This window comes from Paenibacillus zanthoxyli JH29 (genome assembly GCF_000520715.1).
Taxonomy (GTDB): Bacteria; Bacillota; Bacilli; order Paenibacillales; family Paenibacillaceae; genus Paenibacillus_AQ; species Paenibacillus_AQ zanthoxyli.
This window is the reverse complement of sequence record NZ_ASSD01000099.1, coordinates 1-17,199: the sequence shown is the minus strand read 5'-3', so window position 1 is coordinate 17,199 and position 17,199 is coordinate 1. Positions and strand designations below refer to the sequence as shown.

16 protein-coding genes and 1 pseudogene are annotated in these 17,199 nt (G+C 46.9%); 8 read left to right on the top strand and 9 right to left on the bottom strand.

From position 1 onward, the window contains the following. Positions 1-53 precede the first annotated feature (53 nt). The gene (locus tag L691_RS27770; protein ID WP_198022974.1) at positions 54-1,034 is read right to left on the bottom strand and encodes an NAD-dependent epimerase/dehydratase family protein; all 981 of its coding nucleotides are present in this window, start codon (positions 1,032-1,034) and stop codon (positions 54-56) included. Positions 1,035-1,214: 180 nt separating this feature from the next. On the opposite strand from L691_RS27770, the gene L691_RS0103950 reads away from it, so the two are divergent. Continuing rightward, positions 1,215-1,748 carry a TetR/AcrR family transcriptional regulator gene (locus L691_RS0103950; protein WP_025688902.1) on the top strand — a complete coding sequence of 178 codons (534 nt, stop codon included), beginning with the start codon at positions 1,215-1,217 and terminating at the stop codon, positions 1,746-1,748. 1,147 nt (positions 1,749-2,895) lie between these two features. Here the strand turns inward: L691_RS0103950 and L691_RS0103940 are convergent. After that, on the bottom strand, positions 2,896-3,093 hold the full coding sequence (locus L691_RS0103940) for a hypothetical protein (RefSeq protein WP_025688900.1): 198 nt from the start codon (positions 3,091-3,093) through the stop codon (positions 2,896-2,898). Between the two features lie 179 nt (positions 3,094-3,272). Between L691_RS0103940 and L691_RS0103935 the strand changes: the two genes are divergently transcribed. Next, a complete protein-coding gene (locus L691_RS0103935; protein ID WP_156934153.1) occupies positions 3,273-4,631 on the top strand; it encodes an MATE family efflux transporter in 1,359 nt (452 codons plus the stop codon). A gap of 84 nt (positions 4,632-4,715) precedes the next feature. Here L691_RS0103935 and L691_RS0103930 read toward each other — a convergent pair whose 3' ends face one another. The 3 genes from L691_RS0103930 to L691_RS0103920 form a co-directional block, all read right to left on the bottom strand. Next, the gene (locus L691_RS0103930) at positions 4,716-5,159 is read right to left on the bottom strand and encodes a hypothetical protein (RefSeq protein ID WP_025688898.1); all 444 of its coding nucleotides are present in this window, start codon (positions 5,157-5,159) and stop codon (positions 4,716-4,718) included. 1,407 nt (positions 5,160-6,566) lie between these two features. Next, entirely contained in the window at positions 6,567-6,944 is a 378-nt protein-coding gene (locus L691_RS0103925; RefSeq protein WP_025688897.1) for a hypothetical protein, read from the bottom strand. A gap of 122 nt (positions 6,945-7,066) precedes the next feature. Next, the gene (locus tag L691_RS0103920) at positions 7,067-7,912 is read right to left on the bottom strand and encodes an SDR family oxidoreductase (RefSeq protein WP_025688896.1); all 846 of its coding nucleotides are present in this window, start codon (positions 7,910-7,912) and stop codon (positions 7,067-7,069) included. Between the two features lie 94 nt (positions 7,913-8,006). Here L691_RS0103920 and L691_RS0103915 point away from each other — a divergent pair, with 94 nt between their 5' ends. From L691_RS0103915 to L691_RS0103905, 3 genes are all read left to right on the top strand, one after another. Then, positions 8,007-8,420 carry a MerR family transcriptional regulator gene (locus L691_RS0103915; protein WP_025688895.1) on the top strand — a complete coding sequence of 138 codons (414 nt, stop codon included), beginning with the start codon at positions 8,007-8,009 and terminating at the stop codon, positions 8,418-8,420. A 533-nt stretch (positions 8,421-8,953) separates the two neighbouring features. Then, on the top strand, positions 8,954-9,856 hold the full coding sequence (locus L691_RS0103910) for a helix-turn-helix domain-containing protein (RefSeq protein WP_025688894.1): 903 nt from the start codon (positions 8,954-8,956) through the stop codon (positions 9,854-9,856). Positions 9,857-10,132: 276 nt separating this feature from the next. Continuing rightward, complete coding sequence (locus L691_RS0103905; protein WP_025688893.1) at positions 10,133-11,083, top strand: aldo/keto reductase; 951 nt, start codon at positions 10,133-10,135, stop codon at positions 11,081-11,083. A 325-nt stretch (positions 11,084-11,408) separates the two neighbouring features. Here the strand turns inward: L691_RS0103905 and L691_RS0103900 are convergent, their stop codons facing one another. Continuing rightward, positions 11,409-12,311: a LysR family transcriptional regulator gene (locus L691_RS0103900; RefSeq protein ID WP_025688892.1), complete on the bottom strand. Its 903-nt coding sequence runs from the start codon at positions 12,309-12,311 to the stop codon at positions 11,409-11,411. A gap of 266 nt (positions 12,312-12,577) precedes the next feature. On the opposite strand from L691_RS0103900, the gene L691_RS32480 reads away from it, so the two are divergent. Both L691_RS32480 and L691_RS0103890 read left to right on the top strand, forming a co-directional pair. Next, positions 12,578-12,739 (top strand): hypothetical protein, encoded by a 162-nt coding sequence (locus tag L691_RS32480; protein ID WP_198022973.1) that lies wholly within the window; start codon positions 12,578-12,580, stop codon positions 12,737-12,739. Between the two features lie 46 nt (positions 12,740-12,785). Further along, on the top strand, positions 12,786-13,805 hold the full coding sequence (locus L691_RS0103890; protein ID WP_198022972.1) for an alpha/beta fold hydrolase: 1,020 nt from the start codon (positions 12,786-12,788) through the stop codon (positions 13,803-13,805). Positions 13,806-14,088: 283 nt separating this feature from the next. Here L691_RS0103890 and L691_RS34490 read toward each other — a convergent pair. Together L691_RS34490 and L691_RS27765 are read right to left on the bottom strand one after the other, a co-directional pair. Beyond that, positions 14,089-14,237 (bottom strand): annotated as a pseudogene (locus L691_RS34490) (transposase); the annotation flags it as partial. A gap of 479 nt (positions 14,238-14,716) precedes the next feature. Beyond that, on the bottom strand, positions 14,717-15,472 hold the full coding sequence (locus tag L691_RS27765; RefSeq protein WP_232229089.1) for an NmrA family NAD(P)-binding protein: 756 nt from the start codon (positions 15,470-15,472) through the stop codon (positions 14,717-14,719). 333 nt (positions 15,473-15,805) lie between these two features. Here L691_RS27765 and L691_RS0103880 point away from each other — a divergent pair, with 333 nt between their 5' ends. Then, entirely contained in the window at positions 15,806-16,354 is a 549-nt protein-coding gene (locus L691_RS0103880) for a TetR/AcrR family transcriptional regulator (protein WP_232229088.1), read from the top strand. 313 nt (positions 16,355-16,667) lie between these two features. Here L691_RS0103880 and L691_RS0103875 read toward each other — a convergent pair whose 3' ends face one another. Further along, positions 16,668-17,114 carry a Type 1 glutamine amidotransferase-like domain-containing protein gene (locus L691_RS0103875; protein ID WP_025688888.1) on the bottom strand — a complete coding sequence of 149 codons (447 nt, stop codon included), beginning with the start codon at positions 17,112-17,114 and terminating at the stop codon, positions 16,668-16,670. Positions 17,115-17,199: the final 85 nt, after the last annotated feature.

Here is a 17,199-nt window from a genome sequence, read left to right as displayed (position 1 = left end):
TGTCTGTTCGTTAATTGGGCAGACGTAGTTTTTTTTCTTTATTCATTATATTTTTACGACTTCTTCTGCTCTTTAATGATCTTTATCATGCTCTTACCCGTTGCAGCTATGGCTTCTTCCGCCGAACGCGGTGTCCATCCAAGTAAACGTTTGGCCTTTTGATTGCTAGTTAACATATCTTGTCCCAGGAGCGTTGCTATCATTCTTAATTGTGGTTTGAAGATCGCGATCGCACGAACCAAAATATTTGGAAGTTCACCTTTTGGCGCGTTTTTAGCGACTTCGCCCAAATGTTTTCTTAAAATATTCGCAATATCCAACATCGACAACGTCTCTGCGCTAGAGGCGATAAAACGCTCTCCATTTGCTTCGGGACGCAACATGGCCAATAGATGCAAACTGGCAACATCACGGACATCTACATAATCGGAATAAATTTTAGGGACATACTTTTGATTGCTTTCCAGCATCTGTCGAATGCTACTGTTTGAATGAGAATAATCATTGCCTAAGATCGGCCCCATCACGCCAACGGGATTTACCGTTGCCAGTTCTAAACCGTTTCCTTCTTGGCGAATAAATTCCCAGGCGGCCTTTTCGGCAATGGTTTTGGATTTTTGATAGGGATGAATGTTCGCGTCCGTTTTCGACCAATCTTTTTCGGTGAAAGGTCCTTTATGGTTCTTGTGGCCCACGCCGATCGCACCGAAAGCGGAGGTTAAAACAACTCGTTTGACTCCCGCGTCACGAGCGGCTCTTAGTACGCGTAAAACGCCATCGCGTGCGGGTTGAATCATTTCATTCTCGTCTTTATACACTTTATTGGGCGTCGGGGAAGCAACATGAATGACATATTCCGCTCCTTTAACAGCATCGCCCCAATTATGATCATTAGATAAATCCGCTTGAATAAACGACAGGCCTTCAAAACAGGTAACTCCGCCTGATCTTAGCATATCTCTTACTTCATCTTGTCTACTCATGGTACGAAGCGATGCCCGAACACTGTAACCTTGCTCGAGTAATTTCAACATATATGAACCGCGATAAATCCTGAACCGCCGGTCACAAGCACTAAGGGCTTGTTACTCTCCGTCATCGTGAATGCTCCTCTCATTGACGTTACACTTGTAACAGTTGTACACTATTTTAAAGCTGAATATTCTCTAAAACAAGTGGAAGACAAACATCTGTGACAAAATGGAGGAAGTGTAATGGCAGCGACGGAACACGCCCAAAACATAAAAAAAGACACTAAAGAATGGATTACTTTTGCGTTGCTGGAGCTTTTAAAGACCAATCGACTGTCAAAACTAACCGTTTCAGAAGTCGTCAAAAAAGCCGGCGTCAGTCGAATGGGATTCTATAGAAATTATGAAAACCTTGAACAAGTATTGAAGGAATACTACGAACCTAAATTCGCGGATATATTTAATAAAATCGCCTTTAAAAAAAGCCATGAACAGAAAATAGCCGATCTAACGAGCTTTTTTCTTGACCTATCCAAGGATTTTCACATGGCGATCGAAGGCGATTATATCGGGCTGTTTTATCAAATTTTTAAATCCCACGTTGCTCAGCTTTACGATGAGATTATTCCCTTTCCGGACTGGACGGAAGCGAAACGAAACTATTGGATCGACTTTATGAGTGCGGGCGTTTTTGAAATTTGGGTGATGTGGATTAAAAATGGGCAAAAAGAATCCATTGTAGAAATCTCGACGCTTATTCGGTTATTTCATAAATAAAATTTAGGAAAAACCCATCATGATCGAAACCGATCATAAATCGCTCTTGCCTGACATTTTGTCAGGAGAATTACACTATCGATCAAAAAACTACTTGCAGCAATCTTAGTCGCAACTACACTCGGTTAACCTGGCAATGTTTTAGCGGAATCGGATCGGACGTCCTGAGCAATGGCACTATTAATAATTCCGGCATCAGTAACAATGGAACTATCGTCATGCAGTTTTTTGATAGGGTTGCGAAACATTGGCTTTCTTGATAGCCCAAAAATCCCCCTTGAGATTATCTCTTGAGGGATAAACATACTTCTATGACACCTTTCTTCAAACTTATGAAGGCCTCCCCCTTCTTGTCACTCATATTTTTCACCGTTACTTGTGATACGGTTCCCCCTACACGCTATAACGGCTAAATTTCCTCTATTCACTGGCAATAATTAAAGAATACGTGGCCTAATAGATGTTAATTTTATGGCACATATGTAAGAACACGTTAGGTGAGGAGACGATAATTGTGCCACATTATTTCGAAGCATATATTGATGAATCTGGGTGAACGTCAAATAGCCCCCATCTAGGAGTCGGATGGGAGCGAGTGTATGATGGATTGCTTGTACCTTAAGGATTTGTATAATAACTTTTAGTTATTCCAACATATTCGTTCTGGAAACATATTCAGAAATGATCCTCTCACCCTAAGCGCGCGGCAAATGGAGCTTCCAGGATACTCCGTATTTATCGTTCACCCAGGCAAACTTTTCGCTGATCGGACCAGGCTCTGAGTTATACGTCGATGTCTTCATAATGATTCATAGTATGATGGTACTGATACACGAACTGGTCCACTGCCATTTCAATCTCGAATCTTGCTTCATGCAGCTCATGCATAGCGTCATACAGCGTTTGAATTTGCTCAGGGCTATACTCGACCAGCTTGAAATAACCTTCTGTAATTGTAATGCGTTCCGGACACGCACGGTTGAATCACGAGCTGCATCCCAATTTACCTCCCAGGTGCGCTCCATCTTCTCACGAGACAATCGCCAAGCAGGTTCCCCCGGCGGGACAGCTGCTTCGAGCCCTGATGCCGCTGCGGAATCCCAGACGGTATGCATATCCGCAGCAGCTCTTTCCGAGTGAGCGCATCCTATGCTCGCCGATCATGCCAGCAGGCACCATAGCGCCTGGGCAGCATGTCATGACGGTCATGTACCTTCCGCACGGCAGGATATGCATACAGTCCTTCCAGCGTCAATGGCTCGGGACACGGCCCTCCCGACTGATACAAAAGAAGCTGCAGTTGCAGCGCATTTTCAATCTTGCCGAGAAACTCCGGATCATGCATCTTAAACCGCCCAGGGTGATAGCTTTTGGCGAACAGCCAACCCTTGTTCGTTTCAACAATCCACTTCTCGTTCTTTAGTCCACGCCTCACACGCTTGGCAGACAGCAACGCAACCGAAAAATGCTTTTTCAGTTCGCGCTTTGAAGCAACCGGTGGAAACCCGCACTGTAGGAAATATGATGATACAACTTATAGAAGGCCGTCATTACTTTGAAAAAGCACCGGTCGCAAAGGCCGTAGCTCACTTCGCTGTACCGATGATGCTAGGCACATCAATGAATGTCATATACTCCATCTTGAATGCCTATTTCCTTGGTACACTCCATAATACTGCTATGTTAACCGCACTCGCGCTAACCTTGCCGCTATTCGCAATCATTATGGCGCTAGGCAACTTGATTGGCATGGGCAGCGGTACCTACATCTCCCGTATGCTAGGAGAGAAAAAGTATGATGACGTAAAGCATGTGTCTTCATTCGCTTTTTACAGCAGCTTAGTTCTCGGTCTTATCGTGATGGCCGTGGGTCTCCCGTTGATCGATCCCATCGTTCATGGCCTGGGGGCAACGCCTGACTCCTTCGGATTCACGAATGACTATGTCACTATTATGCTTATTGGTTCACCGTTCGTCGTATTATTCTTCACGCTGGAGAATATCGTGCGCTCGGAGGGTGCAGCCATCACGTCGATGATCGGTATGATTCTCAGTGTTGTTGTAAATATCATTCTCGATGCGCTCGTCATCTTCGTGTTCCATTGGGACGTGATCGGCGTTGCGTCGGCTACGGTCATTTCTAACTTGGTTGCGAGTGTATACTACGCCTTCCATATGGGGTATAAGAGCCAATTCTTAACGGTCTCCGTAAAATGGTTCAAGGCTACCAAGGACATTCTGGGCAATGTATTCAAAATCGGAGTTCCCGTCTTTATTATGAGCATCTTTTTGGGAGCAATGTCGCTCATCTTTAACCATTTCCTTGTCGAATATGGGGATTCGGCCGTAGCGGCTTACGGAATTTCATCACGTTTATTGCAGTTTCCTGAGTTTATTCTGATGGGGTTATGCGAGGGAGTTGTGCCGCTCATTGCCTTCTCTTTTACAGCGGATAAATTGCGCATGAAGCATACCATTGGATTTACGATTAAAGCGATCGTGGTGTTAGCAGCCGTATTCGGCATCGTCGTCTATTTGATTTCCGACCATTTAATTGGCCTTTTTACAAATGACCCGGAATTAATTGAAATGGGCAGCTACATTCTGCATGTAACGTTCTTATCCTTGTTCATTACAGGGATGACCACATTGTTCACGGGGATCTTCCAAGCCACAGCGAAAGGAACGGCCGCGTTTATTATGTCAATTATTCAAGGAATTACGCTGATTCCTGTGCTGTATATTGCCAATCAAATGAACGGCTTCCACGGGGTGGTCTGGTCGCTTGTCATTGCGGATGCGGTCGCGTTCCTTGTTGGGGCTCTCATGCTATATGTTCTGCGGAATAAATTGCAGCCGGAATTGGAAAGTTTAGTACAGTAGAATCGATACACTGCCGCCTCTTAAAGCAAGAAGGTAAGGAAAAGCCGGTTCATTACCAAGTTTTCCTTACCTTCACTTTCTGGTCTAAATCAACGCGTTGAAATGGCCCTCCGAGTTTACCGTCGCCGTCCGAGGATCGGTCAGACCGATGCCCTTGAGGCCTCCCTTTTCTTCAGTCCGCCAGAGCGGGAGATGGTCTTGAAGCGGAGAAGCCGGTACAAAATTGACCGGGGTGCTGCTCCCGCTTTTCTGCACCAGTTGGGCCTCCAGCAGCCGGATTTGCCGCTGTAGCTGCTCCCGGCGATAAGGAGTCTGCATCTCGCTACCCTGCGCCGCATTCGCCTTGTCCAGCTCCATCATCAGCCGGTTTCGCTGCTTCTCCAGGGAACTGACATCGCTCTGTGTGCCGCCGTAAGCTGTAATGGCTTGTACTGGGCTGATGCCTGATACTGTCTGTGCCGCCATGATTTGTCCCTCCATTTCCTTGGCTCCCACGCCGAATCCAGCCAATTCGAAAGTTCTAATCATCTCTATTACCCGGTCATCCCCGCCATGACAACATTTCAGGCCGCATATCCGCAATAATCGTCGTATAGTCTCAGCCGGCAGCTTTTTCGGCCATACCAAAAGACCCATCGAAGACCGGCAAAAGTCCCTTCAGGGAAATCATCATTCTGTAGCATAAACAATCTCACAAGAAAAATATCTACGTTTTACTCGGACTGGAGTGTAACCTACCCTCCTCCTACGGCCGGTATGCTGTAAATATAGGCTTCTACGAGCTTTACTCCAAAAAACTTGCCGCTACTTGTGATACGGTTCTCCGTATCACCTCTAAAGCAAAAAAATCGGGGTTCCACAATAAGCGGTGCCCCGATATCTCAGAATGGTAATTCCCCCCATCCGGACGCTGCCGATCCGCCCAAATAGCCCGTCACATCACCGAAGCCAGTTAAGAAGTACGGGGAATCACGTATAAAAGACAATATTATCGGTCCCAAGACCCCTCATTACCACAATTTGTTGCTCCGCAGAACCGAGCGTATTGCGATCTCAAACACTAACTCCGGCTGAATGATATTCCCAATATCGCTCATAACCATAAACAAAATGAAAACCCCGGATCGATTGACCCCTTGAAAACTGCTTGCCCCCAAACATCGAATGGGAAAGGATGAAATAGAAGAGTCGCAAAAAAAGAGGCTGATGAGCCTCTGAGCAATAGAGTATGAGCACCCTCATGTTTATTTTAGTTGTAACCTATTATAAATTCGCAATTGTTCCCTCGATGAATCGTACGTGAACACTTGGAACTTGAACAAAGCAGGGCTCCTTTCCTCCCTAAGGTTATGTTGTCCTTAGGTTCTTCGGTATTATGAGCCCCTCGGACTCCCTTCCTGCAGGCGCTTCCCTTCACCTTTTGGGCTTATAGAATGCCTCTTTACGGATTTCTAAAAAATTATACCTTGCGGGGGAGGGTCTCCCCCGTTCACTGCATCCTCTTTCCGTCCATGCCGATCCCCTTACGCCGGAGGATTCTTCGTTGCTGATCCAAGTTCCCGGCAGCTTCCTTGGCCTTCGTCCATTTCCCCGGGACGCGGCTTCCTCTTGTCCCCCTTGTGGGGCCTCTTTGACGACGCGGCAGGATTCACTTCATGTTACGGCCTGGCCGGTTGCTCGCCCGGTTTCTGACCGGTACTTTCGTCGATACGCTTTTACGTACAGATTTCGCCATACGCAAGTATCCTAGCTACGCGGGGGCTTGGCCCCTCCCGTGACCGGACTTTCACCTGTTAGAAGATGGGTGCCTCGGGGCACGCGGAGAAAAAAAGAGGATGTCTCTCTGCCATTAAGGCTTTGAGATATCCTCTTGAATTATTTTGCAGGCACTAGCTGCTCGCCTTACATGTAAGATGGCTCACCGCGCCGTCTGCATTAGAAGCACGTGAACGAGCTAATCCGATTCAAATCAATGCCGTAGTACGCCCAGAAGAAACCGAACCATCTGAACCCTGCAATAGAATTACGCCCGACGAATACCGGGAAGAACCAGAATTGCTCGCCGTTGTTTAGCCAAACGTATGTGTTGCGGAACAGGCAGCGTCTGATCGCGCCGGGGTCGATAGCATACGCGGTGACCGGCATTTGCGGTACAAATTGCGGTGGAGGAGCCGTCGGCGGTTGAGCGCCTCCCGGTGCACCCCCCGGGATTCCCGGAGTCCCCGGAAATCCGCCTGGACCTCCCGGCACGCCAGGTCCGCCCGGGAATCCCGGAAATCCTCCGCCAGTTCCCGGCGTTGGAAAAAATCCCATATGTGATCGCTCCTTTCAATGAATAGGCATAATCATCATATGCATTCGCGGAAAGGGCGCTTGGGCGGATGCCCATTAAAAATCTCCATCCAGCATTTCAGTGGTGTCGGTCTCCCCTCTTTTTATGCAAAATAATGTCCTTCTTCGAGATCGGCGAGCAGTCCGGGCTGCACCGGTGTCCAACCCAGAAGCTCCCTTGTTGCCAGACTCGCCTGCGCAGTGTCGTACAGGCTTGTGATGTCGAGTGCGGCAATGGCGCCAAGAAAGCCAAAATGGGCGGCAGCTTCTTCAGATGTTATGCTAACCGCCGGCACGTTCAGCTGGCGCCCGATGACTTCGGCGATCTGGCGGAGCGGAATGCCTTCATCGCCGGCGCCAAGCAGTCGTGAGCCTGCCGGTGCAGATTCCAGGGCCAGACGGTACAGAACCGCCGCATCCAGGCGATGAACCGCAGGCCAGCGGTTTGTTCCTTCGCCGATGTAGGCGGCGAAACCCTTCGCCCGGGCGATGTTGATCATCATCGGCACAAAGCCCTTATCGCCTTCGCCATGCACGGACGGTGCAAGCGAGACGATGGATGCTCGGATGCTTCGCTCTGCCATTGCGAGCACGGCCTGGTCCACGGCGATTCCGTTTGCATGAGCCGTGGTAATGAACGGCTTCCCGGAGCCTTCCAGCGCCGCACCCATGACTTCAACGGCCTGTAAATCCAGAGCCAACGCACCTTCAAAGTCGGAGAAGTCGTTGGTGAACGCCAGATGAATCACGCCGTCCGCAGCAGCAGCGGCGCTGCGCAGCGTATCGAGATCTCCTAGCGTGCCGTACAGCGCTTCGGCTCCCGCCGCCTTTAATCCCGCTGCTTTCGCTTCAGAACGGTAAAGGCCCGTCACTGTATGGCCCGCTCCGATCAGTTCCCGAACGACTGCGGAACCAACATACCCTGTTGCTCCTGTAACCAAAACATGCATACTCATTTCCTCCTTCAATGATTGACTGCTTGAATAGCTAAAGCATAAACTATGAAGTGAACTCTAGGGCAAGCAGTCTGAAGGAGAAATGATTATGAAAATTCAGGAACTGGCGGACAAGATGGGGTTAACGATCCATACGATCCGCTTTTATGAAAAGGAAGGCTTGCTGGATAACCGTCATGTCCGGCGGGAAAGCAACAATTACCGCAACTATTCGGAAGAGGCAATCGAGCGGCTAAAGCTCATCAAGAAGTTCCAGTCCATCGGCTGTTCGCTGGCTGAACTAAAGGAAGCTCTGCAGGACCACGATACTAATTCGCGAACCAACCTGCAGATTATCGATTGGATTCAAGGCAAGAAAGAGGAGATCGAACGCAAGAAGCAAGAATATGACCAGATGCTGGACACCCTCAATAAGATGCTGGAGTACCGGACTTTGCTCATGAACGACCCGCAAAAAGCCGAGGAGATGCTAAGGAATTGGCATACCGGCTCATCCGATTGAGCTGGTGTGAAGTTAAACCTAATTAGAAATTTACCTGGGGATATCTAAAAAGCCAAAATTTCGCCCTCTTGTGGTACGGTTTACCTTAACGGTCATAACGGCGAAAATTAAGAAAGGAGCTGCCGCGGCCAACTCCTTGGCTTTTTATCCATTTCTAGTCTAAACGTAGTAATTTACTTTATTATCACTTAACAGGCACGATTCAGTTTTTCGCAGTAAACCCCGGTCATCTTCATAGTCGAAAACAGTATCCAGGAAACTTGCTCGTTTGGAGCTAAATGAACAAGTCATTTGAGCTTTTCAGCAAAGTATTCTCGCCGGGTTCCAGTTATACTAATAGTATAAGTGTTGAAAAGTTTGTTAAGGAACATAGGAGATGGTTCCTTTGAACATCGGGCAAAGCACATAGTTATCAGGTACCGTCAAAACGGTTTCTAATTATTCTACAGGTAAGCGCAGACTGGCATAACCGAAAGGATGATTATGAAATGGAAACTATAGCAATCGCAGGAACAAGTAAGGCGGGGACGTCCATGACTATGAGATCAAGCAAAATGGTCAAGGTTCCTCATGAACTGGAAAAGTCTCCGGATAAAAAAGGGAGCTTGAAGCTGGATGGGATGTCCGTTATCGAATTCTGTTTCTACACGCAAGGCAGAAAAGGAACCTTTTTTTTGCAGGATCATCTTCTTCTAATCGTCAAGTCGGGTGTCTATACCGTTCGCTTCGGTGATCAAGAATATACGATGCGGAGCAACGAAATGATGTTTATTCATAAATCAATTGGAGTCGAGTACGAGAAAGCGGGTGAACCCGATTCCGATTACATCCTCGACTATATGATGTTTTTCCTGAACGAGAAGATAGTAGATGAATTCCTCACTTTCGCCGGTTTCAAACCAATTTATCTCGTGAATGATGTTGTTCCGATAACAGTCTTTCCGATCAATGACCGCATTGGAAGCTATATCGAGTCGTTAAAACCCTATTTCGAGAACCCTGACGAAGTCAAAGAAGGACTGGTTCGTGTGAAGCTGATGGAATTGCTGTTTCACATAGCAGATTCGAATGATCGTTTGTTGCATCAAATGATGCAACCCATAAGCAAGGACAGAGGCAGCATCGCAAAGATCATGGAGGAGAACTTCTTGAATCCCGTTTCCCTTAACGACCTGGCCTATTTGTCCGGCAGAAGCCTGGCGACGTTCAAAAGGGATTTTCAAGCAGTATACAACACCCCCCCGCTCAAATGGGTTCGCAATCGAAGGCTGGATAAAGCCAAGGAACTGTTAGCGGAAACAGCGTTATCTGTTACGGATATCTGTTTTTCGACCGGATTCGAAAATATCGCTCACTTTTCCAAAGTATTCAAGGAAAGATTCGGACTCCCGCCGTCAGAGTTTAGACGGCAGCTGAGGTTGAAGGAGGAGGCCTAAGGGGGCTAAAAAGTTTGCTACACAGGCACCGAAGATACCGTTTAGCGGAATTTACCGCGGAACGGTATCTTGTTATTTACAGAAACAAAATGAGCTAAATAAACAAATAGAATGAGCTTGTAGGCAAAGAAATTCATTCGTCTCCTTGATATTCTTATACGGTAAACGCAGCAGTATTAAAATAAGAATGAAGGAGAGATTCCGAATGAAAACACGTACAAACCAAACTATAGCTAGTATTTAAAATTTCACTAATATAGAAAGGTGTTGAAACAAATGAAAAAGGTAAAATTGCAAAATGAATCGATTCCTTCGATCGCTCTTGGTACCTGGTCATGGGGGACCGGTCAAGGCGGCGGGGATGCTGTTTTCGGGAATAATCTTACCCCGGAAGACTTAAAACCGGTTTTTGATTCGGCGATGAAAGCCGGACTCAATTTATGGGACACTGCGACTGTGTACGGAATGGGAGCCTCCGAAAGCATTCTGGGCGAGTTTACAAAAGGCCGCGACGATGTGCTGCTCTCAACGAAATTCACTCCGCAACTTGGCGGGCCTGTTGAAGACCGCTTGAACAGTAGCCTGAACCGGCTCGGCGCAGACCAGACGGATATATATTGGATCCATAATCCTCTTGATGTAAAAAGATGGACTCCAGGGCTGATTCCGTTGATGAAAAGCGGAAAAGTAAAATATGCAGGCGTCTCCAACCACAATCTGGAGGAAATCAAACTGGCGCAAAGTATTCTGGCTGAAGAAGGGCTGAAAATCTCTGCTGTACAAAATCATTACAGCTTACTGTACCGTTCGTCCGAAGAAGCCGGAATTATTGATTACTGCAACGAAAACAACATTGTGTTTTTCTCCTATATGGTGTTGGAACAAGGCGCATTAACCGACAAATACAATGCGAAAAGTCCTCTCCCAAGCGGCACCAGAAGAGGAGAGGCGTTTAATGAAGACGTGCTTGCGAAACTGGAAGGCCTGATCCATATTATGAAGGAAATCGGCAATAAGCACAATGCGAATTCTGCACAAGTTGCAATCGCTTGGGCCATTGCGAAAGGAACCGTTCCGATAATCGGCGTTACGAGAACTTCCCAAATTGCTGATGCTGTAAGAGCCGATGAAATCACGCTGACAGTACGGGAAATCCATGATCTTGAAACAGCGGCGAAAGAGACAGGAATAGTAATCAAAGGTGACTGGGAAAAGCCGATGCATTAATCACTATAATCCGTTTTCGGATTACGGAACCGTTTCGCGGAAATTACCGCGAAACGGTTTTTAATTAATGAACGGTCAGGTTCTGCTCCGCACACCGGGCTTTCATGGTTTGTCCGCTGGTCTAATACACATGAATACGTTCTGACCAGATTGCCTGTAGATTCGTCTCCATCCGCGATTCATCCTTTCACGTACGTGATGAATTCATTGTGACGGATTCGAACACGTTTAAATAATTGCTTCTACGAGAGCCATCCTTATTGCACTTTGGGGCAGTTAAGTGATGTAGCGAATTTATCATCGCCGTGTGTGAAAAAACTTTCAGTTACGGAGTGATTGATGTCAATAATTCGTTTTTTAGAAAATGGTACAATGCACGGCTTGCTGGAAGCATCGGAAGCTTACCAGTTTGATATAAAAAGCCGGTTGTCATATTAATTGAGTGCGATCCCATTTCACGTACCACTGTACCCGGTACCGGTGACTCAGTCATTATCCTAGGAACTAACGCTATACCAATTCCGTGCTCAACGTAACTCGTTAGGGCTGTCATACTGGTGATTTCGAGTGTGTTTAGCGTGTTTAATGGTATGTTCCACTCTTGGGCAACCACTTCAAGTTTCTTGCGGTACGGGCAGTTCTTGGCTGTGATAAGCAGCCGTTGTCCGACGAAATCCTCAGGTGAAATGGTGAATTGTTCGCTGAGGGGATGATGCTCCGGCAGTAATACCACAAACCCTTCTTGGAATAACGGTTCAAAGAATAAACTGGTACCCATTTCAGGAGTGGAACAAAGCGCAATGTCAATCTCCCCTGTATGTAGCAAGTTGTTGAGTATGGGGGTGTTGGCGATATGTACGCTTACATGCACTTTGGGATGGGTGTTTAAGAATTTGCCAAGAATTGCTGGAAATCGAAAGCTCGCGGACGGCTCCGTGACACCAATGCGTACACTTCCGGATTCCGCTTGGGCCACCTCTATCATTGTCGACTTCAGTTGGTCGATCCGTTTCATAATATCAATGCTCTGTTCGTAAAACACTCTGCCAGCCTCAGTCAAACCAACAGATTTTTGAGTCCTGTCAAACAACTGCGCACCGATCTCTGCTTCCAGCCTCTGTATCTGCATTGTGACAGTGGATTGGGCGTAGTTCATCTCCTCCGCCGCCCGGTGAAAACTCCCTGAGCTTAGAATCCTATGGAATGTTTTCAGTGATTTTAAGTCCATGGTCACCATCCTTCGTTCAATTTAGTTGAACTCCATAATCAATAAGTTCAATTATACAGATACACTAATGAAGTATACAATATCTTTTGAGAGGGGAGGAAGATATGAATTCGAGGGAAGGCGGCACTCGTTACAGGATGCGGCATGGGCAATTGACAGAGCAACCAGTATAGCACTCGCGAAGCGTGGTGCTGTCGTGGATGAAAATCAGCAGATGATGCTGAAAAACAGTACAGAACATTCTTGTTCTAGGTGGAGAGGCACTTATGGTCCGCTGTGATGTTTCCAAGGACGACGTCGTGCAGGCGATGGTGAACCAAATTGTAGACAGATACGGATGTGTTCAAGTAGATTACGATGCTTTCAAGGACCAATGGACCATATTCAATCCAGCAATGGGCAGTCACGAGAGCCATGACCACTCTTAAGTTTCAACGACACAGTATTGAAACAGTAAATTATCATGGAGGTACAATGATGAGCAGTTTGAACCATGCTTCACAATACTATACTTCTATGGCCACCGTACCGAATTTAGCAAAGGAGTGGGCCGATAGAGGGCAATACACTACTTGGACTTCTACAGTGCCTGAAAATGCTCGTTTTGGGCCTCTCGATGTGTTTACAATTTGCGCAGGCAACATAGACAATCCTGCCATTCTCTTCATTCATGGTTATCCCACAAGCAGTTTTGACTTTCGGGAGTTGTTCGAAGAATTGAGTCAGGATTATTACGTATGTGCGATTGATACACCTGGTTACGGGTTTTCTTCGAAGCCTCGAGACGGATATGTATACTCCATCCACGATGACGCACGTTTAGTGGATCACGTCGTTCGAGAAGTGTTGAAGCTCGATAAGTTTGCCCTGTTCACTCATGATAAAGGAGACACCGTGGGCTTTGCCTTGCTGGCGCTGTATCAGAACTACAGTGAATGTCCATATCAGATTACTCATCATTTCATCACCAATGGCAATGTCTATCTGCCAATGGCGCAACTTACGCAGCTTCAAAAACAGCTACTCGATCCGGTGTCCGGCCCGGCCCTGTCCTCCAATCTCAACGGCACGATCTTGGCGCAAGCTCTTGCAACGTTGACGTATTCGAAAACCTTGTCTTCTGACGAAATCGCATCACTCGCTTCCATCTTTGATTATCAGGACGGAGCCAATGTTCAACACGATGTCATTCAATATCTCAATCAACGTTCACAATTCGAAGTAGGCTGGCTTGAGACGTTGCATAAAAGCGATGTGCCGACCACAATCATTTGGGGGGAACAGGATCAAATTTCACCGATTCGTGTTCCTGATTATGTCTGGACGACATATCTGAAATCTAGGAACCACGTTTCGACGTACTGGCGGTTACCTCAAGCGAATCATTATCTCCAGAATGATGCGCCCCGTGTCGTAGCTTCCATCGTGAACAGTGAGTTGAGGTCAGCCAATGATCTTGATCTCCGCAACGAAGAGGCATACAGGGTCTTTTGACGGCCAAGCGGGCAGGATGAGCGGCGATCTTCGATAGTTTTAAGCAAATAGCTTGTATGACCCATTTATTCGAAAATCCCCTAATTCAAAACCGAAGCTCCGGAAAAAACCGGGGCTTTGTCGACAGTATGAAGGGTGTCTTTTTAGACACCCTTCAACATTTTGAATAGACAACGGTTTGTTGAGGTTAAATTCCAGAATTCTCTAGAATTGTAATAGAATCCGTTGGACGATTTATTCTGAATATTATAAGAATGACATGATGAATATATTCCTTGTACTACATATATCGCGTGTAGTTACGGATTTGGTGAATGATGCACTTTTGGAAGTCTTTTTTATAACAGGCTGCAAGGGATTGAGAAAAGCAGGTGAGATTATCTGCGCAGGTAATCAAAATGTCCTGAATCCGCGAATCTTCAGCTCATTTAGAAAAAATCTGATTGGATGCTAGAATTTCAAGCAACATTGCTGTAGATAGGGAGAAAAATTTGGCTATATTCAATTGCATGTGCCTGTTGGTTCCTTCCAACTTACTCAACAACTTCGTGTAAAGAGGTTTGATGAAAGTCCATTCTTAAACAGACCTTTGACTTTGACTACGAAGGCACCATACACTTCCTCGCAATTTCAGGGAAAGGAAGCAATCGGTCAAGCTGTGACCCAAACTTCTTGCTGTTGCCAAATCACGCTGCACGAGCCAGCGTACGCGACGTCCCTTCCCCAGAGTGACCTTCCCCCTCTCCAGTATGGGCACGTTTCCGCGCCACGTGAGCGGGACAAGGCCAAAAATTTCGCCTCACTTATGATACGGTTCTCCGCGCTGTCTATAACGGCAAGTTTTAGGGCCACCCTATGCAGGATGGCCCTTGTATTACATGAATAAACCGGAAACATCATTCACAGCGCGTCTATAGAGGTAATGACTCTTTTAAAAAGTCTCTTAGCATCAACGGAGGTCGCCCGATCAGGTCAGCTAAAGCGTTACTCGTTTGCGCGAAGTCCCCGTTACGGCTGGCACGGAATAAACCCAAGGTGATTGCAATGCGAACTTCCGGATAACCTTTGGCAGTCAGATACGCCCGATACGCTTCGTCCGTTACGACCTTTCGATAGATCGGCCGGCCGACGATATCCGATACCAGCGCCGCAGCCCCCTCAATGTCAATCGCTTCAGAGGCCGTTAGATTTGGAGATGGACCATCCCAGTTCTTCTCGGTTAAGATCACTGCAATAGCTTGGGCCAAATCCGAGTGCGTTGTCCAGGCAATCGGACCGTCCTCGGGAACAATCAACTCGCCCGTTTTGCCAGCATCGCCTATTAATCCAACCAATGAGGAGGCGTAAAAACCGTTGCGAAGAGACGTATGGTGCATACCCGACTCTTTAAGCAAATCTTCTGTCGCTGCATGGTGAATCATAGGCGGAAAATACGACGTCGAAGAAGAGCCCATATGACTTGTGTATAGAACCCGTCCGACGCCGGATTTCTTTGCTATGTCAATCGCGGTTTGGTGCTGACGGATCCCCGCATCTCCCAAAATACCGGTTGAAACAAGGAGAACCTGCGACGCACCTTCAAAAGCATTCCGCAAGCTCTCCGCCTCAACAAAATCGCCATGACGAACACGTACGCCGCGCTCCCTTAAATCCTGCGCCTGGCTCACATCCCGAACACTGACACCAATCTGCTCAGCCGGATGAGCTTAAGCAGCTGCTCGACCACGCCCCTGCCTAACTTCCCATTCGCTCCAGTAACGATAATCATGTTACCCTCACCCTTTCCTCTTTATAAAAGTTTGCTAACTATACGGATTTGTGTAACCATATATCGCATAGGTAAATGATAAGGGGTTGAAACCCGGTCAACAATCAGCAAAAGGCCGGTTTCGTTGCTTTCCCGACACAATCGCCGTTTTGTTTGTTTTTGAGATTCGAAGAAAGCGTGGTGTAGCATGCCGGTAAATCCAAGCGACCCCCGTGTAAAGAGAACCCGCCTGTTGTTTATTCAAGCCTTTAACGATCTGCTCGACGAAAAGAGAAACATCTATTCCATTTCTGTTCACGACATTGCGAATCGAGCGGCCGTCAACCGCGCAACCTTTTATGCCCATTTTGAAGACAAATTCGCTTTTCTCGCTTATTGGATGACGGAGAAGTTTCAACTCATTCTCAAAAAAAGACTGCCGGATGATGCTGCCTTCAGTCCGGACAACCTATATGCCCTTGTTCAGACCGTCTTTCAATTTCTAGTACGATTTCGACAGTACCTCACGCCGGGAGACAAGCAATTTGAGCCGCTGCTGGAGAACGCCATGCAAAAGGAATTGTATCGTCTCCTGCTCCAATGGCTAAAATCGGGGCCTAAACAGAGCGGCCCGCAAGAAAAGCTGGAAGCTACGGCTCTTGTGGTCAGTTGGGGTATATTCGGGTCGGCCCTGCAGTGGAGCAGAGAGGTTCAAGCCCGCACGCTGGAGTCGATGGTGGAAGAGGTTATCGAGGTTGTAACGGTTAATTTAGGTGCTTTTTGGGGGCAAGCAACCGGATGAGCTTGAACGTGAATGGCCGCAATCTCCTGCTATCTGCGGGTCACACCTAGAAAGCCTAATCCGCTTAAGCACCTTCCGGTAAAAACTTGCCCTTATTTAGGGTACGGTTCACCGCGAATAATCTTCAACTATCCTGCCCGATAGCTTAATGAGGCCGTCCGATTAGTCCGCGGCGGCCTCATGATGTATTTTCTGCGCTAACGTCTCCCGAGGGAGTTCAATAAAATGAGCAGCTAGCATCCGCCAAGCATAGAAAGACCGCCATTAAAGGCGGTCTAAAAAATTCCTGTTAGGTCACAGCCACTTACCCTAATTAGAGCGTCTCAACCAATTTCTGAATCTTTGAGTGGGAAATTAAATATACAGGACCCATTATTTCTATTTTGCCGTCCTTTACACGTATAGCGCTCTCCTGTTCTGCCGCATAAACATCAATCTCTTCAGACAAGGGGAACAGGTAGCCTTGAACAAACGTGGCGTAATCGCGTTTAGAATGAGATTCATAGGCAAAATGATCAAAGTCAATACCATCATAAATAGTACTTGTTCCAACTTCATAGCCAGTGTTTATCAAGCTTAACCATTTTGCAGCCATGTTTATCGCACCGGCGCTGGCACCCATTATAACGGCATTGCTGTTCTTAATAACATCCGATAATTCATATTCCGCCAAAAAATCGTTCTGCAAAACAGGATCTCCACCGCATAAAAAAATGACAGAAGCGTTGTGAATTAATCGCTGGGCATCTTCCTTCTGCATGCGGTAATCAATGAAATGATATTCATCAAAAATAATGTTAGCCTGATTTAAGGCTCAAAACCGAAATTAGTGGTTGAAAAATAAA